The organism is Streptomyces sp. NPDC018693, assembly GCF_044391385.1.
Lineage (GTDB): Bacteria > Actinomycetota > Actinomycetes > Streptomycetales > Streptomycetaceae > Streptomyces.
The window spans coordinates 1-26,103 of record NZ_JBIRZZ010000007.1; the positions used below are offsets into that span (position 1 = coordinate 1).

A 26,103-nucleotide genomic window follows, 5' to 3' on the forward strand; every position below is an offset into this window, starting at 1 on the left:
TGCAGATCTCGCAATCCACACCGAGCCAGAGGGCCCTCACCCATTTCAAGATCACACGTCAGTGATCGCTGTCACCAACCTCCGTGGGCAGAACACCTAGCTGCGGGCAGTCGTGCCGCTGGGGCGGCACGGGTGGGCGCAGCGGCACCTCGTCAGCGCCGAGTTGCGCGACCCACCCCTCCCGGCCGACCCGTGCGTCTCCGTTAGCGTTCAGCTTCATGCGTACCCTCCTGATCACGGGACCCGGCGGCTCCGGTCGGACGACCGTCGCGGCGGCCACCGCCCTCGCCGCCGCAGCCGACGGCACCCGCACCCTCGTCCTGAGCGCCGACCGGTCCGACACCCTCGGCACTGCCCTGGGCGTGCGGACCGGTGCCGTGCCCGTGACGGTCACCCCGCACCTCACCGCCTGGCGCCCCGACCCCGCCGCCGGCTTCCGGGACGACCTCGCCGGTTTCCAGGAGCGCGCGACCACCGTCCTCGACCTGCTGGGCGCGTCCAGACTCGACCCCGAAGAGGTCACCCCCCTCCCCGGCGCCGAGGAGCTCGCTCTCCTCCGCGCCTTGCGCGACGCCGCCCTGGCCATGGGGGCACCTCCCAGGCCGTTCGGGCACTGGGGGAGGCACGAGCTGCTGGTCGTCGATCTGCCCCCCGCGCCCCAGGCCCTGGCACTGCTCGCGCTGCCCGAGGAACTCCGCCGCTACCTCCGCCGCCTCCTGCCCCCCGAGCGGCAGGCCGCCCGCGCCCTGCGCCCGGTCCTCGGACGACTCGCCGGCGTCCCCATGCCCGCCGAGTGGCTCTACGACACCGCCGCCCGCTGGGACCTGGAGCTCGCCGCCGTCGAGGCCGTCGTCACCGACCCAGGCACCGTCGTACGGCTGGTCGCCGAGCCCGGCCCGGCCGGCGCCGACGCCGTCCGCGACACCACCCTCGGCCTCGCCCTGCGCGGCCTGCGCACCGAGTCCCTGGTCGCCAACCGCGTCCTGCCCGAGTCGGACGCCGTCGGCTGGCTCGCCGGCCCCGTGGCCCAGCAACGCAAGACCCTGGAGGAGTGGACCGACGTACACGGCGACGTCCGTGTCCTTCCCCACCTCGGCCGGGACCCCCGCGGCACCGACGACCTCACCGCCCTCGCACCGGGCCCCGTCAACACCGCGCTTCCCCCGGTCGAGTGGCCGGTCACCGACCGGCTCGCCGCCGACGGCGGCAGCCGGGTCCTCGTATGGCACCTCCCGCTCCCCGGCGCCATACGCGACGAGCTCGACCTCATCCGCCGCGGCGACGAACTCGTCGTCACCGCCGGGCCGTTCCGCCGTATCGTCCCGCTGCCCTCCGCGCTGCGCCGCTGCACCGTCGACGGCGCGGCCCTGTGCGACGACGAGCTGCGCGTCCGCTTCGCGCCCGATCCCGAGCTGTGGCCTCGCGCACGGTGAACCGCCTACCGCCGTTCGGGTAACGTCGTAGGGACGAACCGTAGTCAGGAGTCCGTCATGAGCGAAGAGCGACCCATCAACGACGGCGCTTCGGAGGAGACCGTCGAAGAGGCTCCGCGCGCCACCGACGCCGACGCCTGGTCCACCGCCTGCGCCGAGGACCTCGCGGCCGAGAAGGCCCGCCGCCGCGCGGAGTCCGGTCAGCCGCCCGGCTCGGCCGCCGAGGAACTGCGCAAGTTCGTCGACGCCGTCGCGGACCGCCTCTCCGGCCTGCAGTCCCCGCTGCTGGGCGCGGTCGCCGGGCCCGCGGCCCAGCAGGTGGTGCGCCAGGTGGTCCGCCAGGCCAAGGCCGCCGTCGAACCGGTCATCGAACGCAACCCGGACGTCATAGACCACCTGGCCGCCGCGGGCAACGAGCTGCTCGCGGCCTACCGCTCCGCCGTCCAGTCCCAGGAGAAGCGCTGGACCACAGGGGACACGGAACTCGACGACCTCCGCGACCGAGGTGAGCAGGGAGACGGAGGGGACCGCGGAGACCGTGGTGAGGACAGCGGTCCCGGGCAGCGCATCGACTTGGACTGACACCGCCCTCGGGTACGGTTGGCCTAGCGGGGCTCGACCGAAACTGAGGGATTCATGGGACTCACCATCGGCGTCGACATCGGCGGCACGAAGATCGCGGCCGGCGTGGTCGACGAGGAAGGCAACATCCTCTCGACCTTCAAGGTGCCGACCCCCACCACGCCCGGGGCCATCGTGGACGCCATCGCCTCGGCGGTGGAGGGCGCCCGTGCGGGGCACGAGATCGTCGGCGTGGGCATCGGCGCCGCCGGATACGTCAACCGGCAGCGTTCCACCGTCTACTTCGCCCCCAACATCGACTGGCGCAACGAGCCGCTGAAGGAGAAGGTCCAGGAGCGCACCGGCCTTCCCGTCGTCGTGGAGAACGACGCCAACGCGGCCGCCTGGGGCGAGTACAAGTTCGGCGCCGGCGCGGGCCACCGCAACGTCATCTGCATCACGCTCGGCACCGGCCTCGGCGGCGGCATCATCATCGGCAACAAGCTGCGCCGCGGCCACTTCGGCGTCGCCGCCGAGTTCGGCCACATCCGCATGGTGCCGGACGGCCTGCTCTGCGGCTGCGGCTCCCAGGGCTGCTGGGAGCAGTACGCCTCCGGCCGCGCCCTCGTCCGCTACGCCAAGCAGCGCGCCAACGCCACCCCGGAGAACGCCGAGATCCTGCTCGGCTTCGGCGACGGCACCCCCAACGGCATCGAGGGCAAGCACATCTCCATGGCCGCCCGCCAGGGCGACCCGGTCGCCGTGGACTCCTACCGCGAGCTGGCCCGCTGGGTCGGCGCCGGCCTCGCCGACCTCGCCTCCCTCTTCGACCCCTCAGCCTTCATCGTCGGCGGCGGCCTGTCCGACGAGGGCGAACTGGTCCTCGACCCGATCCGCAAGTCCTACAAGCGCTGGCTGGTCGGCGGCAACTGGCGCCCGGTGGCCGACGTCCTGGCCGCGCGGCTCGGCAACAAGGCGGGGCTGGTAGGCGCGGCGGACCTGGCCCGCGAGCCCGACCCGATCATGTAATCGGACGTCGACTGCACCCACTTAAGGGGCGCGGGGCTGTATCGATATGCGGCTCCGCCGCGTGAGCGCGACCAGCCACCACGAAACCGGCACTCGCAAACAAGCCCTGCGCCCCACCCCATTACGCGTAGATTGATCCGCATGGATTTCATCCGCGTCCTGAGCTACAACATCCGCTCACTCCGCGACGACGAATCCGCCCTGACCCGAGTCATCACCGCCTGCACCCCCGACCTGGTCCTCCTCCAAGAAGCCCCCCGCTTCTTCCGCTGGCGCAAGAAACTCGCCCGCCTGGCCAGAGCCGCAGACCTGGTCATCCTCTCGGGAGGAGCCACCGCCGCCGGCCCCGCCCTCCTGTGCTCCCTCCGCACCACCGTCGAGCACACGGAAGACGTCCTCCTCCCCCTCACCCCCGGCCTGCACCGCCGAGGCTTCTCCACGGCCGTCGTACGCCTGGGAGGCGCCCGCCTCGGCGTCCTCAGCTGCCACCTCAGCCTCGACGCGACCGAGCGCTACGACCAGGGCGGCATGCTCCTCGACCGCCTCGCGGCGATGGACGTGGACCACGCCGTCGCGGGCGGCGACCTCAACGAACGCCCCGGCGGCCGCACCTTCACCCGCCTCGCCGAGAACCTCCAGGACTGCTGGACCGTGGCCCCTTCGGGCGCCGAGCACACCTTCCCGCAGGCCGCCCCCGACCGCCGTATCGACGCGATCTTCGCGACGAAGGGCATCGAGGTCCTCGGCTGTGGGGTGCCGACCGACCTGCCCGGCATCACTCGGGCAGACCTGAGGGCGGCCACGGACCACCTCCCGGTCCTGGCCACCCTCAGAATTCCGGCTTCCTAGACGTCCCGGCTTCCTAGACGACCGCTCCCCGCCCGGGATCGTCCCCGTCCTCGTCATCCGTCCGCATCCGCATCACCAGCGTCGCGAACCCGCCGAGGAAGCCGCCGATGCCGACCGTGGCCAGCCACCAGGTCATGTCCCAGCGCAGCAGCACCGCCAGCAGGAGCAGCAGCGGCCCGCCGATCACCGCGAGCCAGGCGAACTTGGCCGTGGCGTCGGCGGCCGGTAGCGGGGGCGGCTCCGGCGGGACGAAGTGACCCTCGTCGTCCTCGTCGAAGTCCTCGTCGGCGGGCTCGGCGACCGAGTAGTCACGCGGGCCGGCGACGCCGGGCGCGAAGGCGATCGAACTGCCGAGGGGCTTCACCGGCTCACCCTCGGGCTCGGCCTTCTCGCCCTTCTCGCCCTTCTCGCCCTTCTCCTCCGGCTCGCTCCTCGTGCCCTTCTCCTCCGGGGGCTCGTCGTTCGCCCGCGCCTCCAACAGCGCCAGGTCCTCGACCGACTTGAAGGGCTTGGCGCCCGGCGGGTCCGGGGGCTCCTCGCCGTACCCGGCGACGATCGCCGCCCAGGCCGCGTCCTCGTCGAAGGGCACGCTCTGCTCCTCCGGCTCGAGACCGTCCTCACGGTCGGAGTCGTGCTCAGCCACCTGCCCTCGTCCCTTCCTTCCCGGCCTGGGGTGCGAGCCGGCCGATGAACCCGAGGCTCTCCTCGAAGATCCGGTCCGCGTCGTAGTCCAACGTCGCCACGTGGTAGCTCTGTTCCAGCACGATCTCCGTCACGTCCGTCGACGACACCCGGCTCAGGACGCGCGCCGAGTCGGCCGGCGGCACCACATGGTCCTGCGGGCTGCGCAGCAGCAGCAACGGCTGGGTGACCTGGGGCAGTTCACGGTCCACCAGCCGGAAGAAGTCGCGCAGGGAGTGCGCCGCGTGCAGCGGCACCCGGGTGTAGCCCAGCTCGATGCCGCCCGGCTTCGCGATGTCGCTCGCGATGCCCCGCGTCGTCCGCACGACATGACGGGCCACCGGAAGGGCGTACGCCGACAGGCCGTGCACCTTGTTCGCCGGGTTGACGACGACCACGCCCGCGACCGCGTCCCCGTGCCTGGCGGCCAGCCGCAGCGCCAGCGCGCCGCCCATGGACAGGCCGGCCACGAACACCTGCGCGCAGTGCTCCCGCAGGGCACGCAGCTCGCGGTCCACCTCCGCGTACCAGTCGGGCCAGCCGGTGAGCTGGAGGTCCTCCCAGCGGGTGCCGTGCCCGGGCAGCAGCGGCAGCGACACGGTGAACCCGCGCTCGGCGAGGTACTGCGCCCAGGGCCGCAGCGACTGGGGGGATCCGGTGAAGCCGTGGCAGAGGAGGACCCCGACCTCCCCACCCTCATGGCGGTACGGCTCGGCTCCCGGAAGGACCGGCACCTCGGTCTCCTGTTCTTCACGAAGGGACATTCACGAAGGGACGTCCACCAAGGACGTTCACTGAGGGACGTGTGGTTCACCGTACGCGACGGCACCGACACCGACCAGGCCCGTCGAAGCCCTTCGGCATCACCGGCGGGTCACCGACGGGTTATGGTCTGTTCGACACATACAGGAGGCACTCGGTTGTTGTACGGCGCGATGAAGGTTTCCGTCGGGGGACCGCTGAAGGTGATCTTCAGACCCTGGGTGGAGGGCCTGGAGAACGTCCCCGCCGAGGGCCCCGCGATCCTGGCGAGCAACCACCTGTCGTTCTCGGACTCGTTCTTCCTGCCCGCGGTCCTCGACCGCAAGGTGACGTTCATCGCGAAGGCCGAGTACTTCACCACGCCCGGCGTGAAGGGCCGGCTGACCGCCGCCTTCTTCAAGGGCGTGGGACAGCTCCCCGTGGACCGCTCGGGCGCGCGCGGCGCGGGCGAGGCCGCCGTCAGGAGCGGCATCGAGGTGCTGGAGCGCGGCGAGTTGTTCGGCATCTACCCCGAGGGCACCCGCTCGCCCGACGGCCGCCTCTACCGCGGCAAACCGGGCGGCCTCGCACGCGTGGCGCTCGCCACCGGCGCGCCGGTCATCCCGGTCGCCATGATCGACACCGAGAAGATCCAGCCGCCCGGCAAGGTGATGCCGAAGGTGATGCGGCCCGGCATCCGCATCGGCAAGCCCATGGACTTCAGCCGCTACCAGGGCATGGACAGCGACCGCTTCGTGCTGCGCGCGGTGACCGACGAGGTCATGTACGAGATCATGAAGCTCTCCGGCCAGGAGTACGTCGACATGTACGCGACCGCCGCCAAGCGGCAGATCGCGGAGGCGGCCAAGGCCGAGAAGGAAGCGGAGAAGGCCGCGAAGGCCGCGCTCGCCCAGGCCGAGAAGGAACAGGCGAAGAAGGAGAAGGCGGCGCGGGAGCAGGCGGCGAAGGAGCAGGCGGAGAAGCCCGAGTCCTAGCCGGACCGGGACAGGGGACAGCAGGGGGGCGGGGACCATGGCCAGGCGTGAACGTGTCATGCGGATGTCGGTCGAGCAGCCGCTGTGGCGCGCGCTCACCGCCTTCCGCGTCCTGACCATGCTGTACGCGATCGGCCTGTACGCCTCCGCCCGCGACCACTACGACCGCCCCGGCCTCGCCCTCACCTACTACGCCGTCCTCGTCGTCTGGACCTTCGCCACCCTGCCCCGGGTCCAGAACGCGACCGCCTGCACCAAGCGCTTCCTCGCCGCCGACCTCACCATCGCCCTCACCGGCATCGTCCTGACCCCGCTCGCCGTCACCGAGCAGCACATCCAGGACGGCGGCCCGACCCTGCCGTCGATATGGACCGCCGGCTCGGTCCTCGCGTACGCCATCAAGGGCGGCTGGCGCTGGGCGGCGTTCGCCTCGACGACCGTCGCCGCCGCCAACCTGATCGAGCGCGGCCACCCGGCCCGTGACACCGTGCACAACGTGATCCTCGTCTGGGTCGCCTCCATCGCCATCGGCTACGTCGTCGAGGTGGCCCGCGCCTCCGAGCGCACCCTCGCCCGCGCCCTGGAGATCGAGGCCGCCACCCGGGAACGTGAGCGGCTCGCCCGGGACATCCACGACAGCGTGCTCCAGGTGCTGGCGATGGTGAAGCGGCGCGGCGCCGCGCTCGGCGGCGAGGCGGCCGAGCTGGGCCGGATGGCCGGCGAGCAGGAGGTCGCGCTGCGCACCCTGGTCTCCGGCGGGCTGACCCCCGTCTCCCGGGTCTCGGAGGACGCGGCCGAGGGCGCGCTCGTACGGGTCGTGGAAGTACCCGACGACGAGCGGGACGGCACCGGCGGCCCCGTCGACCTGCGCGCCCTGCTCGCCCCGTACGCCGGTGAGCGCGTCAACCTCGCCGAACCGGGCGCCCCGGTGCGGCTGCCCCCGGCCGCCGCCCGCGAGCTGGCCGCCGCCGTCGGGGCCGCGCTGGACAACGTACGGCAGCACGCGGGGGCAGACGCCCGCGCGTGGATCCTGGTCGAGGACGAGCCCGACGCGGTGATCGTCACCGTACGGGACGACGGGCCCGGCATCCCGGAGGGGAGGCTGGCGCAGGCCGAGGGCGAGGGGCGGCTCGGGGTCGCCCTGTCGATCCGGGGCCGGCTGCGCGATCTCGGCGGCAGCGCCGAGCTGATCTCGACGCCCGGGCAGGGCACCGAGGTCGAGCTGACCGTACCGAAAGACGTGAAGAGCACCCGGGGGAAGGCAGGACAGCGATGAGCACGGACGAAGAGCGCGGCCCGATCAAGGTGATGGTGGTCGACGACCACCCCATGTGGCGCGACGCGGTCGCCCGGGACCTGACCGAGTCCGGCTTCCAGGTGGTCGCCACCGCGGGCGACGGCGAGCAGGCCGTGCGCCGCGCCAAGGCCGCCGGACCCGACGTCCTGGTCCTCGACCTGAACCTGCCCGCCAAGCCCGGCGTCCAGGTCTGCAAGGAGGTCGTCGCCGCCGACCCGGCGCTGCGCGTCCTCGTGCTGTCGGCGAGCGGTGAGCACGCCGATGTGCTGGAGGCGGTCAAGTCCGGCGCGACCGGCTATCTGCTGAAGTCGGCCTCCACCGAGGAACTGCTGGACGCGGTGCGCCGCACGGCCGTCGGCGACCCGGTGTTCACCCCCGGCCTGGCCGGACTGGTCCTCGGCGAGTACCGCCGCCTCGCCTCCGAACCGGCACCCGCCCCCGACACCGACACACCCGGCGCACCCCGGCTCACCGACCGCGAGACCGAGGTACTGCGCCTGGTCGCCAAGGGTCTGAGCTACAAGCAGATCGCCGAGCGCCTCGTCATCTCCCACCGCACGGTCCAGAACCACGTCCAGAACACCCTCGGCAAGCTCCAGCTGCACAACAGGGTCGAGCTGGTCCGCTACGCCATAGAAAGAGGACTCGACGACGCCTGAACCCCCGCCCGGCGACCCGCCGCAACGCTAGCGTGGGACGTGAGACGCACACCGCGGGCGAAGGGACATTCCCATGCGCGTCGGAGTACTGACCGGAGGCCGCGACTGCCCGGGCCTCAACGCCGTGATCCGGGCCGTGGTCCGCAAGGGCGTGCAGGAGTACGGCCATGAGTTCGTCGGCTTCGTCGACGGCTGGCGCGGCCCCCTCGACGGCGAGACCGTCCCCCTCGACATCCCCGCCGTGCGCGGCACCCTCCCGCGCGGCGGCACCATCCTCGGCACCTCGCGCACCCACCCCTTGGACTACGACAACGGCGTCCGCCGCATCCGCGACAACCTCGCCAAGCTCGACGTCGAGGCCCTGATCGCGATCGGCGGCCGGGACACCCTCGGCACGGCGGCCCGCCTCGCCGACGAGCACGGGCTGCCCTGTGTCGCCGTACCCAAGACCATCGACAACGACCTGGCCGGCACCGACTACACCCTCGGTTTCGACACCGCCGTCGGTGTCGCCACCGGGGCGATCGACCGGCTGCACACCACCGCCGAGTCCCACAAGCGGGTGCTCGTCGTCGAGGTGATGGGCGGCGACGCGGGCTGGATCGCGGTGCACTCCGGGCTGGCCGGCGGCGCCAACGTCATCCTCATCCCCGAGCAGCCCTTCGACGTCGACCAGGTGTGCGCCTGGGTCACCTCCCGCTTCCGGGCGTCGTACGCGCCGATCGTGGTCGTCTCCGACGGGGCCCGCCCCAAGGACGGCACCGTGGTGCTCACCCCGAGCGGCCCGTCCGGGCTGCGGTTGTCCGGGGTGGGGGAGTGGCTGGGCCGGGAGATCGAGGGCCGCACCGGCAAGGAGGCCCGCACCACCGTCCTCGGGCACCTCCAGCGCGGCGGCTCCCCGAGCCCCTTCGACCGCTGGCTCGCCACCCGCTTCGGCCTGCACGCCATCGATGCCGTCCACGAGCGCGACTTCGGCACCATGGTCGCCCTGCGCGGCACCGACATCGTCCGCGTGCCGATCGCGACGGCGACGGCCGCCCCCAAGACGGTCGACCCGAAGCGGTATGCGGAGGTGGGGGTCTTCTTCGGCTGAACCGGCGACGGCCGGACCGGCGGCAGCGGGGCCGGACCCGTATATTCGGCCCATAGTCGATCACACAACGGGAGCGGTCTTGGAGATCCTTGCCTTCGGGGTGCAGGCCGACGAGAAGCCCCTCATCGAGCGCGCGTTCGCCGGACACCACGAGGTCCGCTGTCTGGACGTGTTCCTCAACGAGGACACCGCGCCCATCGCGCTCGGCTACGAGGCGATCTCCACCAGCGTCAACTGCGACCTCAACCACCGCGTCCTGCAGACCCTCGCGGCCGGCGGCACCCAGATGGTCGCCCAGCGCTCGACCGGCTTCAACAACATCGACCTGGCCGTCGCCGAGCGGCTCGCCATGACGGTCGCCAGGGTGTCGTACTACTCGCCGCACTCGGTCGCCGAGTTCGCCTGGACCCTCGCCATGGCCGTCAACCGCCGCATCGTGCGCGCCGCCGGCCGCACCCGCGACTTCGACTTCCGGCTCGACGGGCTGATGGGCCGCGACATGCACGGCCGCACCGTCGGTGTCCTCGGCACCGGCAAGATCGGCGAGGCGTTCACCCGGATCGCCCACGGCTTCGGCATGCGGCTGCTCGGCTGGGACGTCGCCGAGAACCCCACCTGCATGGAACTCGGCATGCGGTACGTCTCCAAGGACCAGCTTCTCGCCGAGTCCGACCTGATCAGCCTGCACGTCCCGCTGATGCCGGAGACCCAGCACCTCATCGACGCCGACGCCCTGAAGGCGATGAAGAACGACGCGATCCTGGTGAACTCCAGCCGCGGCGGCCTCATCGACACCGTGGCCCTCGTCGCCGAACTGCGCGAGGGCCGCTTCACCGGCGTCGGCCTCGACGTCTACGAGGCCGAGGCGGGCCTGTTCTTCCTCGACAAGTCCCTGGAGGCCATCGAGGACGACACCCTGGCCCGCCTGGTCACCTTCCCGAACGTCCTGGTCACCTCCCACCAGGCGTACTACACGGTGGACGCCGTCGGCCAGATCATCGACACCACCGTCCGCAACGTCCTCGACTACCGGGCGGGCCGCCGCTCGGAGAACGTGCTGGTGCCGCGCAGCTGACCGACCAGCTCCCGCACGACCGCCGCGCCGTTCAGCGTCAGCACCGACTCCGGGTGGAACTGCACGCCCGCGAAGCCCGATCCGCGCAGGGCATGCACCTCGTGCGCCGCGTTCCGGCTCACCTCGACGCCGTGCGCGGCGAGCTCGGCGGCCGCCTCGTCGTCGCAGCGCGCCACGAAGCTGTTGTAGAAGCCGACCGTCTCCGGCCGCCCGAACAGGTCGATCGTCGTCTGCGCACCCTGGTACGGCACCTCCTTCCGTACGATGTCCAGCCCCAGCTCGGCCGCGATCAGCTCGTGCCCGAGACACACGCCGAGGACACCGTGCCGGTGCTCCCGGACGACCGTCGCCGTCAGCTCCCGCAGGAACCGCATCTTCGGGTCGGCGAGGTCGGACGGGTCGCCGGGGCCGGGCCCGAGGACCACCGGGCCCTCGTGCGCGAGGACCGCCGCCCGCAGCCCCGGCTCGTCGTACCGCCGGACGGTCACGTCCAGGCCGCTGGAGCGCAGCACATGGGCGAGCATCGCGGTGAAGGTGTCCTCACCGTCGACGACCAGCGCATGCCCGGTCAGTTCGGCCGACCGCTCCTGCATCCGCAGCCAGAACGGCGCCAGCGACGCCCGGCGCCCGTCCAGCGCGGCCCGCACCCGCGGGTCGTCGGCCAGCCGGGGCCGCGCGTGTTCCGCCCGGGGCCGGGACGGACGTACCCCCAGCGCCGCCAGCACACCCGCCGCCTTCGCGTGGGTCTCCGCGACCTCGCCCGCCGGGTCCGAGCCGCGGACCAGGGTGGCTCCGACCGGGACGCGCAGCCGGCCGTCGGAGGAGATGTCGGCGGTGCGGATGAGGATGGGGGAGTCCAGCGTCTGGGCGCCGCCGGAGTCCCGGCCGATCAGGGCGAGCGCGCCCGCGTAGTAGCCGCGCCCACCGATTTCATGCCGCTCGATGACCCGGCAGGCGTTCTGCACAGGCGAGCCGGTGACAGTGGCCGCGAACATGGTCTCCTTCAGGACCTCCCGCACGTCCAGGGACGACTTCCCGCGCAACTCGTACTCCGTGTGCGCGAGGTGCGCCATCTCCTTCAGGCGCGGCCCGACGACGACGCCGCCCATGTCGCCGACCGTGCACATCATCTTGAGCTCCTCGTCGACGACCATCGACAGCTCCTCGATCTCCTTGCCGTCGGCGAGGAAGTCCAGCAGATGCTCCGGCGTGGGGCCCTCGGCCGGATAGCGGTACGTGCCGCTGATCGGGTTCATCACGACCGTGCCGCCGGACATCCGGACGTGCACCTCCGGGCTGGCCCCGACCAGCGTGCGGTCCCCGGTGTGCACGACGAACGTCCAGTACGCGCCCCGCTCACCCGCCAGCAGCCGCCGGAACAGGGCGAGGGCGTCGGCCCGTCCGAACCCCGGGATCTCACCCTCGTACGTCCGCCGGATGACGAAGTTGGCGCCCTCGCCCTGTCCGATCTCGTCCCGCAGCACCCGGCCGACGATCTCCGCGTACTCCTCGTCGCCGATGTCGAAGCCGCCGCCCTCGACGCGCACACCGTGTGCCGGGAGCCGGTCCGTCACGTCGGCCAGCGGGATTTCGTACGTCTCCTCGGGGATCAGCACCGCCAGGGGTGTCCCGTCGTCGCGCACGTCGAAGCCGCGCTCCCTGATCTGCCGGAAGGGGACCAGGGCCAGGCCCTGGTCGGGCAGGTCGGCGAGGCGGTCGCAGCTGCGGACCGGGCCGATCAGCAGCTCCACGGTGTCGTGGTCCTGGCCCGGTGTGCGGCGGCGGAGCAGGGCGAAGGGGCGGGGGTCGTGCAGGAGCTGTGCCAGATCCATGGTTCCTCTTCCGTCGATGTCGACTGTCGATGTCGATGTCGGTGAGGAACGACCCCGGGAACGCCGAAGGCCGCCCCTCGGGCGGCCTTCGCGATGTCGTACGTACGCGCTGTCAGTGGGCCGCCGGATGAGCGGTCCACCACCAGTTCTGGTTCGTCGGCGCGTACATGCGACGCACTCTAACGCAGTTCCGCGGATTCCACGTCAGATGACCATGTTGTAGATGTTCCAGCCGGCGCCGACGCGCGTGCGCGGCGCGAAGGGGGCGGTGGCGCTGCCCGTGCCCTTGTAGAACCAGAGCACGCCGTCCTTGTCCCGGGCGATCAGGTCCGGCCTGCCGTCACGGTCGAGGTCGCTGGGGCCGCGCAGCAGGCTGTAGATGTTCCAGCCGGCGCCGATGCGCGTGCGCGGCGCGAAGGGGGCGGTGGCGCTGCCCGTGCCCTTGTAGAGCCAGAGCACGCCGCTGCCGTCGCGGGCGATCAGGTCCGCCTTGCCGTCTCCGGTGAGGTCGCCGGTGTCCGTGAGCGCGTTGTAGATGTTCCAGCCGGCGCCGATGCGCGTGCGCGGCGCGAAGGGGGCCGTGGTGCTGCCGGTGCCCTTGTAGAACCAGAGCACTCCGCCGCCGTCGCGGGCGATCAGGTCGGGCCTGCCGTCACGGTCGAGGTCGCGGGCACCGGTGAACGTGTTGTAGATGCTCCAGCCGCCGCCGACCCGGACGCGCGGCGCGAACGGCGCCGACGGGTTGCCGCTGGCCTTGTAGTACCAGAGCACTCCGCCGGTGTCGCGGGCCACCATGTCACCGGTGCCGTCCGCGCGCAGCGCCGTCAGCGTCGTCACCGCGTTGTAGGTGTTCCAGCCGCCGCCCACCCGGTAGCGGCTGAGGAACGGCGCGGTGGCGCTGCCGGTGCCCTGGTACTGCCACAGGACGCCGGAGGAGTCACGGCCGAGGATGTTGTAGCGGTTGGTGCCCGGGTCCGGGGCGGTGCTGTTCACCACCTGGACGTCGGAGGCGCGCACCCAGCCGAGCCGGTGGTTGAAGCGGATCGGGTAGAAGGTGTTGCTGCTGCCCACGACCACGGTGCGGGAACCCGCGCCGGAGCCGTCGTAGGTGCCGCTGTTGAAGTAGGAGCCGGTGACGAGCGAGCCCGCCAGCGTGTACTTCTGTCCGGTGAGGACGGTGTACTTGGTCAGCGACGCGTTGTTCGAGCCCTGCACCGACACCCCGGTGCCGGAGTACGCGGCGTCCTCGGGGTAGGTGCGCCCGTACACCGGCACCGAGCTGAGGCCCGCCTTGGGCGTGATCACGCTCTGGGTGCCGACGGCGGTGGCGAACTGGCCGCCCGGGTTGTAGAACCACGCCTTCTTGCCGCCGTACCAGATGGCGGTCCAGTTCGTCTGCGCCTCGGCGACGACGTACTCGCCGCCGGCCACGACCTTGTTGCCCCAGTTCCAGCCCTCGGTCCAGGTCTGGGTGCCGAGGTAGGGGTCGCTGAGGGTGGCCGAGGTGGTGGACGGCGAGGTGTACAGGTAGCCGAAGTTCGCCGGCTGCTTGGCGACCGCGGTGCCGCCGTTGGTGAGGGTCGGCTGGTTCAGCGAGTTGAAGGGCGGGACGACGCGGATCAGCTGACCGGCCTTGTAGAGACCGCCGGCGCCGCTGTCACCCGTCGGGGCACCCAGCAGCCGCATGTAGTGGTTCCAGTCCCAGAAGGGGCCCGGGTCCCAGTGCTGGCCCTTGACGTAGTTGTCCAGCGAGCCCGGCACCTCGTCGTGGCCGATGATGTGCTCACGGTCCAGCGGGATGCCGTACTTGGCCGCCAGGTACTTCACCAGCGCGGCCGAGGACTCGTACTGCGGCTCGGTGTACCAGCTGCCGTCCTTGATCGCGTAGCCCTCGTGCTCGATGCCGATCGAGTGCATGTTCATGCTCTTGTTGCCGGCATGCCACGCCTCGTTCTTGTTCTCGACGAGCTGGGTGACGAGGCCGTCCGAGGCGCGGATCAGGTAGTGCGCGCTGGCGTACGTGTGGGAGTTCTGGAAGACCGCGAGCGAACCGGCGTAGCTGCCCTCGGTGTCGTGCAGCAGGATGTAGCGGATCTCGTGGCCGGTGGTGGGGCGGTTGGCGACGCTGTAGTTGCCCCAGTCGTCGATCGTGCTGTTCTGCTTGTACGCGGCGGGGCGGAAGTCGCAGTTCAGGCCGGACGGGCACTCGGGAGTGGCGGTCGCGGTCGTGGCGGCCGCGGCGAGCTCGAAGTCCGAGGAGCGCTTCGGCTGCACCGACGGGTCGGCCGGCAGGGTCACGGACTGGCCGTCGGAGGTGAAGGCCCGCTCACCCGTCTTGATCGACTGGTACACGCGCTGCGCGAAGAGTTCCGCGCCCTTGCGGTCGGTGGCCTGGCTGGCGCGGGCCACGGCCGGGTACCAGGCGCCCGGGTCCTCGGGCAGCGAGCCGGTGGCGTCCTTCTGGTACTGGGCGAGGAGCGCGGCGCCGGCCCGGATGCTCTGCTGGGCGTCCTTCTGCACCTTCTCCGGGGAGACGTCGATCAGCTCGGCGGCCTCGTCCAGGGTGTGCAGCCGCGGGTCGCTGGTGTCGACGGCCTTCTTCTTCAGGCTCTTGAGCGCCTTGTCCGCGTCGAAGTGCTTCTCGATCGCCGGGTCGCCGCTGCGGTTCATGTGCTCGAGCTGGTGCTCGCGCTCGTCGGCCTCACCGTCGTGACCGTCCCCGAGGTCCTCCTCGTCGACGTCCGTGAGAGCCATCACGTTGTACGCGCCCGTGGTGGACGGCAGCCCGTCGTGGTCCTCCCAGCGGGTCTGCCGGTACGACACCGCCATCAGCACGCTCTGCGGGACGTCGAACTCCTCCGCGGCCCGCTCGAACGCGGTCTGCAGCGTCGGCGCGGCGGCTGGGGCGTCGTCCGAGCCGAGGAGGCCGGGCGAGGCGAGGGCCAGAGTGCCTGCCGTGGTGGCGGCGGCCGCGACCGAGGCGACACCGTAGATGAGCAGTCTCTTCTTCTTGCGGTCTCTGCGATGGCCCGCGCTCAAGTCCCCACCCCTGTTTATATGAAGATCAGTTGTTGTTATCAAGCGTTGAATGAGTGGCTGATGTTACCGAGCGCGCGTCCCACCCCCGCGCCGGGCTCCGTCTCACCTGTCGAGCCAGGCGAAAAACGGTCGACACGACCCCTTAATGTGGAGTGCGTGACCGTGAACGCTAAGACCAGCGCGAGCGCTGGCAACACCTGGCGAGACCTGCCCGCGGCGCAGCAGCCCGAGTACCCCGACACCGAGGCTCTGCGCGCAGTGATCGCGGACCTCGAGTCGTATCCGCCGCTCGTCTTCGCGGGCGAGTGCGACCAGCTGCGTGCCCGGATGGCGGCCGTCGCCAAGGGAGAGGCGTTCCTTCTCCAGGGCGGCGACTGCGCCGAGGCATTCGACGCGGTGTCGGCCGACCAGATCCGCAACAAGCTGAAGACCCTGCTCCAGATGGGCGCCGTACTGACGTACGCCGCCTCCGTGCCCGTGGTGAAGGTCGGTCGTATCGCCGGCCAGTACTCCAAGCCGCGCTCCAAGCCGACCGAGACCCGCGACGGCGTGACCCTGCCGACGTACCGCGGCGACTCCGTCAACGGCTTCGAGTTCAGCGAGGCCGCCCGCGTCCCGGACCCGGAGCGGCTGAAGCGCATGTACCACGCGTCGGCGTCGACGCTGAACCTGGTGCGCGCCTTCACCACCGGCGGCTACGCCGACCTGCGCCAGGTGCACGCCTGGAACCAGGACTTCGTGAAGTCGTCCCCGTCGGGCCAGCGCTACGAGCAGCTGGCGCGTGAGATCGACAACGCGCTGAACTTCATGCACGCCTGCGGGGCCGACCCGGAGGAGTTCAAGACCGTCGAGTTCTACTCCTCGCACGAGGCGCTGCTGCTCGACTACGAGTCCGCGCTGACCCGCGTCGACTCCCGCACCGGGCAGCTGTACGACGTCTCCGCCCACATGGTGTGGATCGGTGAGCGCACCCGCCAGCTGGACCACGCGCACATCGAGTTCGCCTCCAGGATCCGCAACCCGATCGGCATCAAGCTCGGCCCGACCACGACGGCCGAGGAGGCGCTGCAGTACATCGAGCGTCTGGACCCCGAGCGGGAGCCGGGCCGGCTGACCTTCATCGTCCGTATGGGCGCCGACAAGGTCCGCGACAAGCTGCCCGAGCTGATCGAGAAGGTCACGGCCTCCGGTGCCACCGTGGCCTGGGTGACCGACCCGATGCACGGCAACACCTTCGAGGCGGCCTCCGGCCACAAGACCCGCCGCTTCGACGACGTGCTCGACGAGGTCAAGGGCTTCTTCGAGGTGCACAAGGCGCTGGGCACCCACCCGGGCGGCATCCATGTCGAGCTCACCGGTGACGACGTCACCGAGTGCGTGGGCGGCGGCGACGAGATCTTCGTCGACGATCTGCACCAGCGCTACGAGACGGCGTGCGACCCGCGGCTGAACCGCAGCCAGTCGCTCGACCTGGCGTTCCTCGTCGCCGAGATGTACCGGGACCAGTAACCGGTCCGGTCAGGACCAGCGTGTGCAGTGGGGCGCGGATCACATACGATCCGCGCCCCATGCCACTTTTGCGAGTCCTGTGCGACGGGTAAGGTTAGGTTAGCCTCACCGATCAAGGGGATGGCACATCGAACCCGCCCGGGAGGTGAACCGCGTGTACGTCTGCAGTTGCTTCGGCATCACCGAACAGCAGGTCAAGCAGCACGCGGAGGACGGTGCCTGCACCCCTCGCCAGATAGCCTCCGCCTGCAAGGCCGGAACCGACTGCGGGTCGTGCGTACGCCGTATTCAGGCCATTCTGGGTCGGGGCGCCTGCCCCCGCCGTGAGCTGGCCGACCAGGGTCGCCCGGTGCTCGCCGAGCTGGAAGAGGCGGCCTAGCCCTCCGGCTGTTCGATCAGCTGGGCGATGTACAGCTCCTCGCCGAGCTTCTCGATGAGATCCAGCTGGGTGTCGAGGTAGTCGATGTGGTGCTCCTCGTCCTCCAGGATCGACTCGAAGATGTTCGCGGACGTGATGTCACCCTTTTCGCGCATCACCTTGATGCCGCGCTTCAGGCGGTCGATCGCCTCCACCTCGATCTCCCGGTCGGCCCGGAACATCTCCGTGACCGTCTGACCGATCCGCACATGGAACAGCCGCTGGTAGTTGGGCAGGCCGTCCAGGAACAGGATGCGATCGGTGAGCACCTCGGCGTGCTTCATCTCGTCGAACGACTCGTGACGCGTGTACTTCGCGAGCTTCGTCCAGCCGAGGTTCTCCTGCATCTTCGCGTGCAGGAAGTACTGGTTGATCGCGGTGAGCTCGCCGGTGAGCTGCTCGTTGAGGAACTCGATGACCTCGGGGTCGCCCTGCATCGCAGCGGCTCCTTCCACATGGGGAACGGGAGAGGGTGCGGCGGCATCCTCGCACCGGCGTCGAAGATCGTCCAGTAAGTGCGCACTTAGTAAGTAAGTGCAGGCTTAGTCCCAGTTGCCCGATTGTGAGGCAGGTTGTCGAGGGCGGGGAGCCGGCTGGTCATGTGCACCGTGCCGGGTCTGTCAGGATGGAGACATGGGTCATCCGGTGGAGCGAGCGACAGGAGAAGCAGCGGCGTCCGAGCTTCCGCCGGGGCAGCGGGTGCAGCGGGGCTGGCCGGTCACGCACTACGGGCCCGTCCCCAAGTTCCGGCCCGAGCGCTGGGAGTTCCGGGTCTTCGGCGCCACCGCCGACGGCGCCAAGCACTGCTGGACCCACGAGGAGTTCACGGCCCTGCCGTACACCACCGTCGTGGCCGATCTGCACTGCGTGACGAAGTTCAGCATGCTGGGCGCCGAGTGGGGCGGGATCCCCGCCCGGTCCATCCTGGAGATCGCGCCGCCCGCCCCTGAAGTCACCCATGTGATGGTGTGGGCCGAGTACGGCTTCAGCTCCAACCTCCGTCTGTCGGACTTCACCGCCGACACCACCCTCTTCGCCACCCACAAGGACGGGGAACTCCTCACCGCCGAACACGGCTTTCCGCTCCGCCTGATCGTGCCCCACCTGTACGCCTGGAAGGGCCCGAAGTGGGTCCGTGGCGTGGAGTACATGACCGCCGACCGCCGCGGCTTCTGGGAGGAACGCGGCTACCACAACATCGGCGACCCGTGGAAGGAACAGCGGTACTCGTACCAGGAGGAGCCGGGGGAGGGCCCGGAGCTCTGACAGTCAGCCGTCCCTGAGCTTCTTCAGGCGTTCCACGTCCGCCGCGTGGCCCTCCTTGCCGCCAGGGGTCTCGATGATCAGGGGGACGCCGGCCGTGGCGGGGTGGGTCATCAGGGCGCGGAACGGGTCCTCGCCGATGTGGCCGGAGCCGATGTTCTCGTGGCGGTCCTTGTGGGCCCCGACCACGTCCTTGGAGTCATTGGCGTGGATCAGCTTCAACCGGCCCTCGCCGACCGTGTCGACCAGCAGATCGAGCGTCTGGTGCATACCGCTCGGCCCGGTCAGGTCGTGACCGGCGGCGAAGATGTGACAGGTGTCCAGGCACACGCCCAGCTTCGGGTGGGCGTCAAGCGCCTCGAAGTACGGCCCGAAGTCCCAGGTCCGCGAGCACAGCGAGGAGCCCTGCCCGGCAGTCGACTCGATGAGCAGCCACGGGTCGTCGTCGCGCAGCTCGTCCAGCAGCGGCAGCAGATGCTCCCGCACCTGCTTCAGCGCCACCGACCGGTCCCGCCCTCCGGTCGCGCTGCCCGTGTGCACGACCACACCGAGGGCGCCGATCTCCCGGCCCCGCCGCAGCGAGTGCCGCAGCGACTCCACCGACCGCTCCACCGTCGCCTCGGTGTGCGACCCGAAGTTGATCAGATACGGCGCGTGCACGTACACCGGCATCGACTCCACCGCGCACGCCTCGCGGAACGCCTCGTCCTGCGCCGGGTTCCCGGCCGGCGTGGCCCAGCCGCGCGGATTGGCGACGAAGACCTGCACGGTCTCCGCCTTGAGGTCATGGGCGTACGACAACCCCACCGAGTGCAGACCGCCGGCCACCGGAACATGGCTGCCGACGGGGTTGCGTGAGGGGAAGGGGGACTGCTGGCTTGTCACCCGTCCAGGGTGTCACGCCGCCCGGACGGGCCCGTCACCGGATGGTGAGTCGCGACCCGTCACCGAATCATGAGGCGTGACCCGTCACCGGATTGTGATCGTGATCGTCGACCCCTTGGGCGCCGTCTCACCGCCGTCCACGGACTGGCTCCGCACCGTGTCGCCGAACAGCCCGAGGATCCCCCGGTCCTCCTTGACCTTGAAACCGGCGCCCTGCAGCTTCGCCTTCGCGTCGTCCACGCTCTCGCCCACCACGTCCGGGACCTCGACCATCACCGGGCCCTTGGACAGGGTCAGCGTGACGGTGTCGCCCTCGGCGAGCTCGCTGTCCGCCCCCGGGGACTGGGCGGCGACCTGCCCCTTGTCGAACTCGGAGTTGATCTCCTCGGCGGAGACCTCCACCGTCAGACCGGCCTCCTCCAGCTCGGCCCTCGCGTCGTCCAGGTCCCTGCCGGTGACGTCGGGGACCTCGACGGGGCTGCCCTTGCTGACGACCAGGGCGACCGCCGAGCCCGCGCGGCGCTCGGTGCCCGGCGCCGGGCTGCTGCTGATCACGGAGCCCCGGATGACCTCGTCACTGAACTCCTCGGTGACCAGACCCGGCTCCAGCCCGTCCGCGGCCAGCACTTCCTTGGCCTTGTCCAGCCGGGAGCCGGTCACATCCGGCACCTTCACGGTCTCGGGCCCGTCGGACACCGTGAGCGTCACCGAGGCGTTGCCGCGGACACGGGCGCCCGGCGCGGGGTCGGTGCTGATGACCCGGCCGCGCTCGACGGTGTCGCTGTACGCGTGCTTGACCTCCACGCCCAGCCCGGCCGCCCTCAGCCGCTCCTCGGCCTCCGCCTCGGTCTGTGTCAGCACCGCCGGGACCTTGGTGAACTGGCCCGCGTTGATGTACCAGACGCCCGCGCCGACCCCCAGCACCAGCAGCACGGCGGTGACGACGGCCAGCAGCCGAGGCCGCACGGCACGGCGGCGCGGCGGCGGGGGCGGGGCGGTGAAACGCGAGGTCCGGTCCAGCGGGTCACCGCCGTCACCGCCGGGCGGCTCCTCGTCGACGGGCAGCGGCCGGGGCACGGTCAGCGCGTGCGGGATCACACTGGTGCGGTCCTCGGCGTTGTCGTGCCCGGCGGAGCGGGCCTGCGGCGGCAGCGCGTCCAGCTGCTCGGCGCTGAGCGCGCCGCGCGCCTCACGCACCCGCGCCAGCAGCGCCACCGCGTCGTGCGGGCGGACGTCCGGGGTGCGGGCGGTGGCCGAGGCGACCAGCTCGTCCAGTTCGTACGCCAGCCCCGGCACGGCGGCCGAGGGCGGCGGCACGTCGTCGTGCAGATGCTTGTAGAGCACGATCGCGGGGGTCTCCCCGGCGTGCGGCTTCTCGCCGGTGAGCATCTCGTAGAGGACGACGCCGCACGCGTACACGTCGGCCCGGGCGTCCGTCGTCCCCTGCTCGATCTGCTCCGGTGCGAGGTAGGAGACGGTGCCGAGGACGGCCCCCGTGGTGTTGGTCACCGAGTCCACGGACCGCACCAGACCGAAGTCGGCGACCTTGACCCGCCCGTCGTCCCCTATGAGCACGTTCTCGGGCTTCATGTCGCGGTGCACGAACCCGGCCCGGTGCGCGGCGCCGAGCGCGGCCAGCACCGGCTCCAGGATGTCCAGAGCGGCCCGCGGCTGCAGCGCGCCCCGCTCACGCAGCACGTCCCGGAGCGTGCACCCCGCGACATACTCCATGGCCAGATAGACGTACGACCCGTCGGTCCCCTGGTCGAAGACCTGCACCACATTCGGATGCGCCAGCCGCGCCACCGACTTCGCCTCGCGGATGAACCGCTCGACGAACGCCCCGTCGACGGCGAGCGAGGGATGCATCACCTTCAGCGCGAGCACACGGTCCAGGCGGGTGTCCACGGCCCGGTAGACCGTGGCCATCCCACCGACCGCGATCCGCGCGTCGACGCGATAACGACCGTCGAGCACCTGCCCGACGAGAGGGTCCTGAAGGGTCGTGTCCACGCAGGCGAGTCTACGAGCCACCACCGACACCCCCACCCCTCCCACCGAACCGGTCCAGGACTGCAGCCGACCTGTGACGTGTACCGCTGCCGCTGTGGGCAGTCGTTCCGCAGGGCGGAACGGGTGGGCACAGCCCACAGCGCAGGGCACCGCTAACAGGCGCTCAGAAGGCCGGCCTCTCAGGGTCCAACCGAGCCAGCCCCTCCGCAGGAGATGACGCCTCGGCGAAGTGACGCCGGGGAATCCGGCCCGCCCGGTACGCGAGCCGACCCGCCTCCACCGCCGAGCGCATCGCGTGAGCCATGAGCACAGGATCCTGCGCCCGCGTCACCGCCGACGCCAGCATCACCCCCGCACACCCCAGCTCCATCGCCAGCGCCGCATCCGACGCCGTACCGGCCCCCGCGTCCAGAATCACCGGCACACGCGCGTGCTCCACGATCAGCTGAAAGTTGTGCGGGTTGCGAATCCCGAGCCCGGACCCGATCGGCGACCCCAGCGGCATGATCGCCGCACACCCCACGTCCTCCAGCTTCCGCGCCAGCACAGGATCGTCGTTCGTGTACGGCAACACCGTGAACCCGTCGTCCACCAGCGTCTCCGCCGCGTCCAGCAGCTCGATCGGATCCGGCAGCAGCGTCCGCTCGTCGGCGATGACCTCCAGCTTCACCACATCGGTCCCGAGTGCCTCCCGGGCCAGCCGCGCGGTGAGCACGGCCTCCCCGGCCGTGAAGCACCCGGCGGTGTTCGGCAGCACCCGGATCCCGAGCCTGTCCAGCACGGACAGCACGGACCCGTGCACCGACGGGTCCACCCGCCGCATCGCCACCGTCGTCAGCTCCGTGCCGGAGGCGACCAGCGCCCGTTCCAGCACCTCCAGGCTCGGGGCACCGCCGGTGCCCATGATCAGGCGGGACGAGAGGGTCGTACCGCCGAGGACAAAGGGATCGTCGGCCATGGTCAGCCTCCTTGGACGGCGGTCAGGACTTCCACCCGGTCGCCCTCGGAGAGGGGCGTGGCGGGCCACTGCGCGCGGGGGACGACGGTTTCGTTGAGGGCGGCGGCCACCCCCGAGGGCGCCGCGGTCAGCTCCCGTACGACGGCGTCGAGCGCCGTCCCCGGGGCGACCTCGCGCCGCTCCCCGTTGACCGAGATGTTCATACGGGCTGCTCCAGGAGGGCGAAACGCTTCGGTGTGAAGGGCCGGGCCACATCGGGCAGTTCACCGGTGGCCAGCACCTGCCCCAGCGCGTCGCCGGTGACCGGCGTGAGCAGCACCCCGTTGCGGTAGTGCCCGGTGGCCAGCAGCAGCCCGTCCAGCTCGGTCGGGCCGAGCAGCGGCGCGTTGTCGGGGGAGCCGGGGCGCAGCCCCGCGCGGGTCTCCGTCAGCGGCAGCTCGGTGATCCCGGGCACCAGCTCGTGCGCGTCCCGCAGCAGCTGGTACACACCACCCGCGGTCACGGTGGTGTCCCAGCCCAGCTCCTCGCTGGTGGCCCCCACGACCAGCTCGCCGTCCTCCCGCGCCACGAGATAGACATGGCTGCCGCGCACCATGGCGCGCACGGTCCGGCTCAGGAACGGCGCGTGCCGCCGCGGCACGGACAGCCGCAGGACCTGCCCCTTCACCGGCCGTACCGGCGGCAGGACGTGGTCCGGGACCCCCGCGAGCCGCCCGCTGAGGCTGCCGGCGGCGAGCACGACCTGCCCGGCGCCCAGTTCGTCACCCGCGCGCGTGACGACGCCCGTGGCCCGCTCCCGTAGGACCGTGAGCCGCTCCGCCCACTGGCGGTGGAGGACCACGCCCGCCCGCTCGCACGCGGCCACCAGTGCCGCCGCCAGCCGTCGCGGGTCGATCTGGTGGTCGCCGTCCACCCGCAGCCCGCCGCGCACACCCGGTGCGAGCATCGGCTCCAGGCGTCGGCACTCCCGCCCGGACAGCCACTCGGAGTCCAGCCCCGACTGCCGTTGCAGGGCGTGCAGTTCGCGCAGATGGGCGCGGTCGTCGGCGTCCAGGGCGACGGACAGTGTGCCGCTCTGCCGGTAGCCGAGGTCCCGGCCGGTGAGGTCGGTCAGCTCGGCCGCGAACTCGGGGTAGCGGCGGGCCGAGGCGAGGTTCAGGCCGAGCAGGGTCTGCTCGCCGTAGTGCAGTTCGGTGACGGCGGCCAGCATCCCGGCCGCCACCTGGGCGGCCCCGCCGCCCGGTTCGGGGTCCACCACGGCGGTGGCGAGCCCGCGTTGGGCGGCCCGCCACGCTGTGACCAGGCCGATGATCCCGCCCCCGATGACAAGGACGTCTGACGTTCGCGTACGCGACATGGGCGTCCAGCCCCTCCCTTCGCCGGCATGACCCGGATCAGGTTCGTACGGTCGGAGGCCGCCAGCCTCCCTCTCAGCCCGGTGCGTCCGGGCTCCCGCGAGTGCTTTACGGTGGCCACCCTAGCCCGTGCCGTTTGCCTCAGTAAGGGACCCTTGGCCCATGGCTCGCTCGCTCGACGGACTGATCCTCGCCCCGGTCGCCGACCAAGCCCCAGGTCAGGTGGGCACCCGCACCCGCTTCGCGTACCACGAGGAGGGCGGCGAGATCTGGGCCGAGTACGCGGGCGGCGACGTCGTGCGCGGGCACCTGGTGGGTACCCGGGAGGGTGACCGGCTCGACTTCCGGTACGTCCAGCTCAAGACCGACGGGACGACGTCCTCCGGGCACTGTGTGTCGACGGTCGTGGAGCTGCCGGACGGGAGGGTGCGCCTGGAGGAGAGCTGGGCGTGGGAGTCCCAGGAGGGCAGCGGCACGAGCGTGGTGGAGCAGGTCGGCTGACTGATAATCAGTCAGTTGACTATGGTGATCGGGTGAGCGAGAAGAGCGCGCAGAGACGCGACGGCGGCAGGTCACCGGCGGCGCGGCAGGTAGTCGTCGTCGGCGCGGGCATGGCCGGGGTGCGGACCGCGGTCGCACTGCGCGAACGGGGCTTCACCGGCACGGTGACCCTGATCGGCGCGGAACCCCATCAGCCCTACGACCGTCCGCCGCTGTCCAAGGCCGTGCTGCTCGGCAAGGCCGAGGGCTCCGCCTTCGACGTGGACTTCGAGGGCCTCGGCGTCGAACTGGTCCTCGGCCGCGAGGTGACCGGGCTGCGCCCCGCCGACCACGAGGTGGACACCGAGGCCGGGCCGGTGCCGTACGACGTCCTCGTCGTCGCGACCGGCGCCGAGCCGATCCGGCTGCCGGGCGCCGAGGGCGTGCCCGGCGTGCACCTGCTGCGCACCCTGGACGACGCCGAGCGGCTGCGGCCCGTGCTCGCCCGACAGCACGACATCGTGGTCGTCGGCGCCGGCTGGATCGGCGCGGAGTTCGCCACCGCCGCGCGCGAGGCCGGCTGCTCGGTCACCGTCGTCGAGGCCGCCGACCGTCCGCTGGCCGGCGCGCTGCCCGCCGAGGTGGCCGCCCCGATGACCGCCTGGTACGCCGACAGCGGCACCGAGCTGCGCACCCACGCGCGCGTGCGGCGCGTCGAGCCCGGCGCGGTGGTCCTCGACGACGGCACCCGGCTGCCCGCCGGCGCGGTCGTGGTCGGCATCGGCGCCCGCCCCGCCACCGCCTGGCTCGTGGGCTCCGGCATCGAGCTGGGCGCCTGGGGCGAGGTCGTCGCCGACGACCGCCTGCGCACCTCCTTGCCCGACGTGTACGCGGTCGGCGACTGCGCCTCCTTCCCCTCGGGCAGGTACGGCGAACGCCTCCTCGTCCACCACTGGGACAACGCCCTCCAGGGCCCGCGCACGGTCGCCGCGAACATCCTCGGCGAACCCACCGGCGAGCCCCCCGCCCGCTACGACCCGGTCCCGTACTTCTGGTCGGAACAGTTCGGCCGCTTCGTGCAGTACGCCGGCCATCACGGTTCGGCCGACACCACCCTGTGGCGCGGCGACCCGACCGGCCCGGCCTGGAGCGTCTGCTGGCTGCGCGACGACCGCCTGGTCGCCCTCCTGGCGGTCGGCCGCCCCCGCGACCTGGCCCAGGGCCGCCGCCTGATCGAGGCGGGCACGCGGATGGACCCCGACCTGCTGACAGACCCGGGGCGCCCTCTGAAGAACGCGACTGCAACCCCCTGAGGGGCGCGGGGCTGTATCGATGTGCGGCTCCACCGCGTGGGCGCGACCAGCCCCGACGCCGCCGCACCCGAAAGGCAACCCGTCGCGCCCAGACCGGCAAACCGCCTACGCTGGACTCCGTGACCGAGATTGACACAAAGATCGACGCTCTCGTCCCCGCCTGGCTCACCCTCCCCGACATCGCGGAAATGCTTGACGTCGAGGTGACGCGTGTGCGGCAGCTGGTCAAGGAGGGCCAGCTCATCGCCGTACGCCGGGGCGAGAACCGCGCGCTGCACGTCCCCGCCGCCTTCATCGACGGGGACAAGGTCGTCAAGGGCCTGACCGGCACCCTGACGCTCCTGCGGGACGACGGCTTCACGGTCGAAGAGATGATCGAGTGGCTCTTCACCCCGGACCCGAGCCTGCCCGGCACCCCCGCGCAGGCCCTGAGCGAGAATCGCGGCACGGAGGTGAAGCGGCGCGCCCAGGCGCTCGCCGTCTGACCCGACCCCACGCACCCGCAGAGCCGTACCGAAGAACCGTCCGGCGTGGGGGGCCCGGGGGGGGGCCCCCCCCCGGGGGGGCCCCCCCGGCCCCCCCCCCCCCCCGCCCCCCCCGCCCCCCCCCCCCCGGCCCGGAGGCC

At 71.5% G+C, this 26,103-nt stretch carries 26 protein-coding genes and 1 riboswitch; of the genes, 15 read left to right on the plus strand and 11 right to left on the minus strand.

Features of this window, described 5'->3' with window-relative positions; translation table 11 throughout:
* Window positions 1–218 precede the first annotated feature (218 nt).
* From ACH5AC_RS19490 to ACH5AC_RS19505, 4 genes are all read left to right on the plus strand, one after another.
* Window positions 219–1,433 (plus strand): ArsA family ATPase, encoded by a 1,215-nt coding sequence (locus ACH5AC_RS19490; RefSeq protein WP_398863150.1) that lies wholly within the window; start codon window positions 219–221, stop codon window positions 1,431–1,433.
* A 57-nt stretch (window positions 1,434–1,490) separates the two neighbouring features.
* Window positions 1,491–2,015: a DUF5304 domain-containing protein gene (locus ACH5AC_RS19495; RefSeq protein ID WP_398863151.1), complete on the plus strand. Its 525-nt coding sequence runs from the start codon at window positions 1,491–1,493 to the stop codon at window positions 2,013–2,015.
* Between the two features lie 54 nt (window positions 2,016–2,069).
* Window positions 2,070–3,023, plus strand: a complete 954-nt coding sequence (locus ACH5AC_RS19500) for an ROK family glucokinase (protein ID WP_398863152.1) — start codon at window positions 2,070–2,072, stop codon at window positions 3,021–3,023.
* Window positions 3,024–3,164: 141 nt separating this feature from the next.
* Window positions 3,165–3,872 carry an endonuclease/exonuclease/phosphatase family protein gene (locus ACH5AC_RS19505; protein ID WP_398863153.1) on the plus strand — a complete coding sequence of 236 codons (708 nt, stop codon included), beginning with the start codon at window positions 3,165–3,167 and terminating at the stop codon, window positions 3,870–3,872.
* A gap of 13 nt (window positions 3,873–3,885) precedes the next feature.
* On the opposite strand, the gene ACH5AC_RS19510 is transcribed toward ACH5AC_RS19505, so the two are convergent.
* On the minus strand, window positions 3,886–4,515 hold the full coding sequence (locus ACH5AC_RS19510; RefSeq protein WP_398863154.1) for a hypothetical protein: 630 nt from the start codon (window positions 4,513–4,515) through the stop codon (window positions 3,886–3,888).
* Window positions 4,508–5,287 carry an alpha/beta hydrolase gene (locus tag ACH5AC_RS19515; protein WP_398863553.1) on the minus strand — a complete coding sequence of 260 codons (780 nt, stop codon included), beginning with the start codon at window positions 5,285–5,287 and terminating at the stop codon, window positions 4,508–4,510. The genes ACH5AC_RS19510 and ACH5AC_RS19515 overlap by 8 nt, the downstream gene beginning before the upstream one ends.
* A 201-nt stretch (window positions 5,288–5,488) precedes the next feature.
* On the opposite strand from ACH5AC_RS19515, the gene ACH5AC_RS19520 reads away from it, so the two are divergent.
* The 5 genes from ACH5AC_RS19520 (at window position 5,489) to ACH5AC_RS19540 (ending at window position 10,413) form a co-directional block, all read left to right on the plus strand.
* Complete coding sequence (locus tag ACH5AC_RS19520) at window positions 5,489–6,289, plus strand: lysophospholipid acyltransferase family protein (RefSeq protein ID WP_398863155.1); 801 nt, start codon at window positions 5,489–5,491, stop codon at window positions 6,287–6,289.
* Window positions 6,290–6,326: 37 nt separating this feature from the next.
* Window positions 6,327–7,565 carry a MacS family sensor histidine kinase gene (gene macS / locus ACH5AC_RS19525; RefSeq protein WP_398863157.1) on the plus strand — a complete coding sequence of 413 codons (1,239 nt, stop codon included), beginning with the start codon at window positions 6,327–6,329 and terminating at the stop codon, window positions 7,563–7,565.
* Window positions 7,562–8,245, plus strand: a complete 684-nt coding sequence (locus tag ACH5AC_RS19530; RefSeq protein WP_398863158.1) for a response regulator — start codon at window positions 7,562–7,564, stop codon at window positions 8,243–8,245. The genes macS and ACH5AC_RS19530 overlap by 4 nt, the downstream gene beginning before the upstream one ends.
* Before the next feature lie 73 nt (window positions 8,246–8,318).
* The gene (locus ACH5AC_RS19535; protein ID WP_398863160.1) at window positions 8,319–9,338 is read left to right on the plus strand and encodes a 6-phosphofructokinase; all 1,020 of its coding nucleotides are present in this window, start codon (window positions 8,319–8,321) and stop codon (window positions 9,336–9,338) included.
* 79 nt (window positions 9,339–9,417) lie between these two features.
* Entirely contained in the window at window positions 9,418–10,413 is a 996-nt protein-coding gene (locus ACH5AC_RS19540) for a 2-hydroxyacid dehydrogenase (RefSeq protein WP_398863161.1), read from the plus strand.
* On the opposite strand, the gene ACH5AC_RS19545 is transcribed toward ACH5AC_RS19540, so the two are convergent.
* From ACH5AC_RS19545 to ACH5AC_RS19555, 3 genes are all read right to left on the minus strand, one after another.
* Window positions 10,365–12,245 carry an anthranilate synthase family protein gene (locus ACH5AC_RS19545; RefSeq protein ID WP_398863162.1) on the minus strand — a complete coding sequence of 627 codons (1,881 nt, stop codon included), beginning with the start codon at window positions 12,243–12,245 and terminating at the stop codon, window positions 10,365–10,367. The genes ACH5AC_RS19540 and ACH5AC_RS19545 overlap by 49 nt on opposite strands.
* A gap of 112 nt (window positions 12,246–12,357) precedes the next feature.
* Window positions 12,358–12,414, minus strand: a complete 57-nt coding sequence (locus tag ACH5AC_RS19550) for a trp operon leader peptide (protein ID WP_205382378.1) — start codon at window positions 12,412–12,414, stop codon at window positions 12,358–12,360.
* 35 nt (window positions 12,415–12,449) lie between these two features.
* A complete protein-coding gene (locus ACH5AC_RS19555; protein WP_398863164.1) occupies window positions 12,450–15,284 on the minus strand; it encodes an N-acetylmuramoyl-L-alanine amidase in 2,835 nt (944 codons plus the stop codon).
* A gap of 156 nt (window positions 15,285–15,440) precedes the next feature.
* Between ACH5AC_RS19555 and ACH5AC_RS19560 the strand changes: the two genes are divergently transcribed.
* Together ACH5AC_RS19560 and ACH5AC_RS19565 are read left to right on the plus strand one after the other, a co-directional pair.
* On the plus strand, window positions 15,441–16,793 hold the full coding sequence (locus tag ACH5AC_RS19560) for a class II 3-deoxy-7-phosphoheptulonate synthase (protein WP_398863165.1): 1,353 nt from the start codon (window positions 15,441–15,443) through the stop codon (window positions 16,791–16,793).
* Between the two features lie 145 nt (window positions 16,794–16,938).
* A complete protein-coding gene (locus tag ACH5AC_RS19565) occupies window positions 16,939–17,172 on the plus strand; it encodes a bacterioferritin-associated ferredoxin (RefSeq protein WP_398863166.1) in 234 nt (77 codons plus the stop codon).
* Here the strand turns inward: ACH5AC_RS19565 and bfr are convergent.
* On the minus strand, window positions 17,169–17,648 hold the full coding sequence (gene bfr / locus ACH5AC_RS19570; protein ID WP_398863167.1) for a bacterioferritin: 480 nt from the start codon (window positions 17,646–17,648) through the stop codon (window positions 17,169–17,171). The genes ACH5AC_RS19565 and bfr overlap by 4 nt on opposite strands.
* Before the next feature lie 196 nt (window positions 17,649–17,844).
* Between bfr and ACH5AC_RS19575 the strand changes: the two genes are divergently transcribed.
* Entirely contained in the window at window positions 17,845–18,477 is a 633-nt protein-coding gene (locus ACH5AC_RS19575; protein ID WP_398863168.1) for a sulfite oxidase-like oxidoreductase, read from the plus strand.
* Window positions 18,478–18,480: 3 nt separating this feature from the next.
* Here ACH5AC_RS19575 and ACH5AC_RS19580 read toward each other — a convergent pair whose 3' ends face one another.
* The 5 genes from ACH5AC_RS19580 to thiO form a co-directional block, all read right to left on the minus strand.
* On the minus strand, window positions 18,481–19,359 hold the full coding sequence (locus tag ACH5AC_RS19580) for a deoxyribonuclease IV (RefSeq protein ID WP_398863169.1): 879 nt from the start codon (window positions 19,357–19,359) through the stop codon (window positions 18,481–18,483).
* An 84-nt stretch (window positions 19,360–19,443) separates the two neighbouring features.
* Entirely contained in the window at window positions 19,444–21,372 is a 1,929-nt protein-coding gene (gene pknB, locus ACH5AC_RS19585; protein ID WP_398863170.1) for a Stk1 family PASTA domain-containing Ser/Thr kinase, read from the minus strand.
* Window positions 21,373–21,535: 163 nt separating this feature from the next.
* Window positions 21,536–22,330 carry a thiazole synthase gene (locus ACH5AC_RS19590; RefSeq protein WP_398863172.1) on the minus strand — a complete coding sequence of 265 codons (795 nt, stop codon included), beginning with the start codon at window positions 22,328–22,330 and terminating at the stop codon, window positions 21,536–21,538.
* A gap of 2 nt (window positions 22,331–22,332) precedes the next feature.
* Window positions 22,333–22,533, minus strand: a complete 201-nt coding sequence (thiS, locus tag ACH5AC_RS19595; protein ID WP_398863173.1) for a sulfur carrier protein ThiS — start codon at window positions 22,531–22,533, stop codon at window positions 22,333–22,335.
* Window positions 22,530–23,687: a glycine oxidase ThiO gene (gene thiO / locus ACH5AC_RS19600; RefSeq protein WP_398863175.1), complete on the minus strand. Its 1,158-nt coding sequence runs from the start codon at window positions 23,685–23,687 to the stop codon at window positions 22,530–22,532. The genes thiS and thiO overlap by 4 nt, the downstream gene beginning before the upstream one ends.
* Window positions 23,685–23,796: riboswitch (TPP riboswitch) on the minus strand. Its footprint overlaps the gene before it by 3 nt.
* Window positions 23,797–23,847: 51 nt before the next feature.
* Between thiO and ACH5AC_RS19605 the strand changes: the two genes are divergently transcribed.
* From ACH5AC_RS19605 to ACH5AC_RS19615, 3 genes are all read left to right on the plus strand, one after another.
* Window positions 23,848–24,186, plus strand: coding sequence for a hypothetical protein (locus tag ACH5AC_RS19605; protein WP_398863176.1), 339 nt, complete (start codon window positions 23,848–23,850; stop codon window positions 24,184–24,186).
* Between the two features lie 32 nt (window positions 24,187–24,218).
* Window positions 24,219–25,478 carry an NAD(P)/FAD-dependent oxidoreductase gene (locus ACH5AC_RS19610; RefSeq protein ID WP_398863177.1) on the plus strand — a complete coding sequence of 420 codons (1,260 nt, stop codon included), beginning with the start codon at window positions 24,219–24,221 and terminating at the stop codon, window positions 25,476–25,478.
* A gap of 119 nt (window positions 25,479–25,597) precedes the next feature.
* On the plus strand, window positions 25,598–25,963 hold the full coding sequence (locus ACH5AC_RS19615; protein ID WP_398863178.1) for an Rv2175c family DNA-binding protein: 366 nt from the start codon (window positions 25,598–25,600) through the stop codon (window positions 25,961–25,963).
* Window positions 25,964–26,103 lie beyond the last annotated feature (140 nt).

Bases quoted from the DNA above. Each gene is read 5' to 3' on its own strand.
- ACH5AC_RS19490 (WP_398863150.1), top strand. From the start codon at position 219: ATGCGTACCCTCCTGATCACGGGACCCGGCGGCTCCGGTCGGACGACC.
- ACH5AC_RS19495 (WP_398863151.1), top strand. From the start codon at position 1,491: ATGAGCGAAGAGCGACCCATCAACGACGGCGCTTCGGAGGAGACCGTC.
- ACH5AC_RS19500 (WP_398863152.1), top strand. From the start codon at position 2,070: ATGGGACTCACCATCGGCGTCGACATCGGCGGCACGAAGATCGCGGCC.
- ACH5AC_RS19505 (WP_398863153.1), top strand. From the start codon at position 3,165: ATGGATTTCATCCGCGTCCTGAGCTACAACATCCGCTCACTCCGCGAC.
- ACH5AC_RS19520 (WP_398863155.1), top strand. From the start codon at position 5,489: ATGAAGGTTTCCGTCGGGGGACCGCTGAAGGTGATCTTCAGACCCTGG.
- macS (WP_398863157.1), top strand. From the start codon at position 6,327: ATGGCCAGGCGTGAACGTGTCATGCGGATGTCGGTCGAGCAGCCGCTG.
- ACH5AC_RS19530 (WP_398863158.1), top strand. From the start codon at position 7,562: ATGAGCACGGACGAAGAGCGCGGCCCGATCAAGGTGATGGTGGTCGAC.
- ACH5AC_RS19535 (WP_398863160.1), top strand. From the start codon at position 8,319: ATGCGCGTCGGAGTACTGACCGGAGGCCGCGACTGCCCGGGCCTCAAC.
- ACH5AC_RS19545 (WP_398863162.1), bottom strand. From the start codon at position 12,245: ATGGATCTGGCACAGCTCCTGCACGACCCCCGCCCCTTCGCCCTGCTC.
- bfr (WP_398863167.1), bottom strand. From the start codon at position 17,648: ATGCAGGGCGACCCCGAGGTCATCGAGTTCCTCAACGAGCAGCTCACC.
- ACH5AC_RS19575 (WP_398863168.1), top strand. From the start codon at position 17,845: ATGGGTCATCCGGTGGAGCGAGCGACAGGAGAAGCAGCGGCGTCCGAG.
- ACH5AC_RS19590 (WP_398863172.1), bottom strand. From the start codon at position 22,330: ATGGCCGACGATCCCTTTGTCCTCGGCGGTACGACCCTCTCGTCCCGC.
- thiS (WP_398863173.1), bottom strand. From the start codon at position 22,533: ATGAACATCTCGGTCAACGGGGAGCGGCGCGAGGTCGCCCCGGGGACG.
- thiO (WP_398863175.1), bottom strand. From the start codon at position 23,687: ATGTCGCGTACGCGAACGTCAGACGTCCTTGTCATCGGGGGCGGGATC.
- ACH5AC_RS19605 (WP_398863176.1), top strand. From the start codon at position 23,848: ATGGCTCGCTCGCTCGACGGACTGATCCTCGCCCCGGTCGCCGACCAA.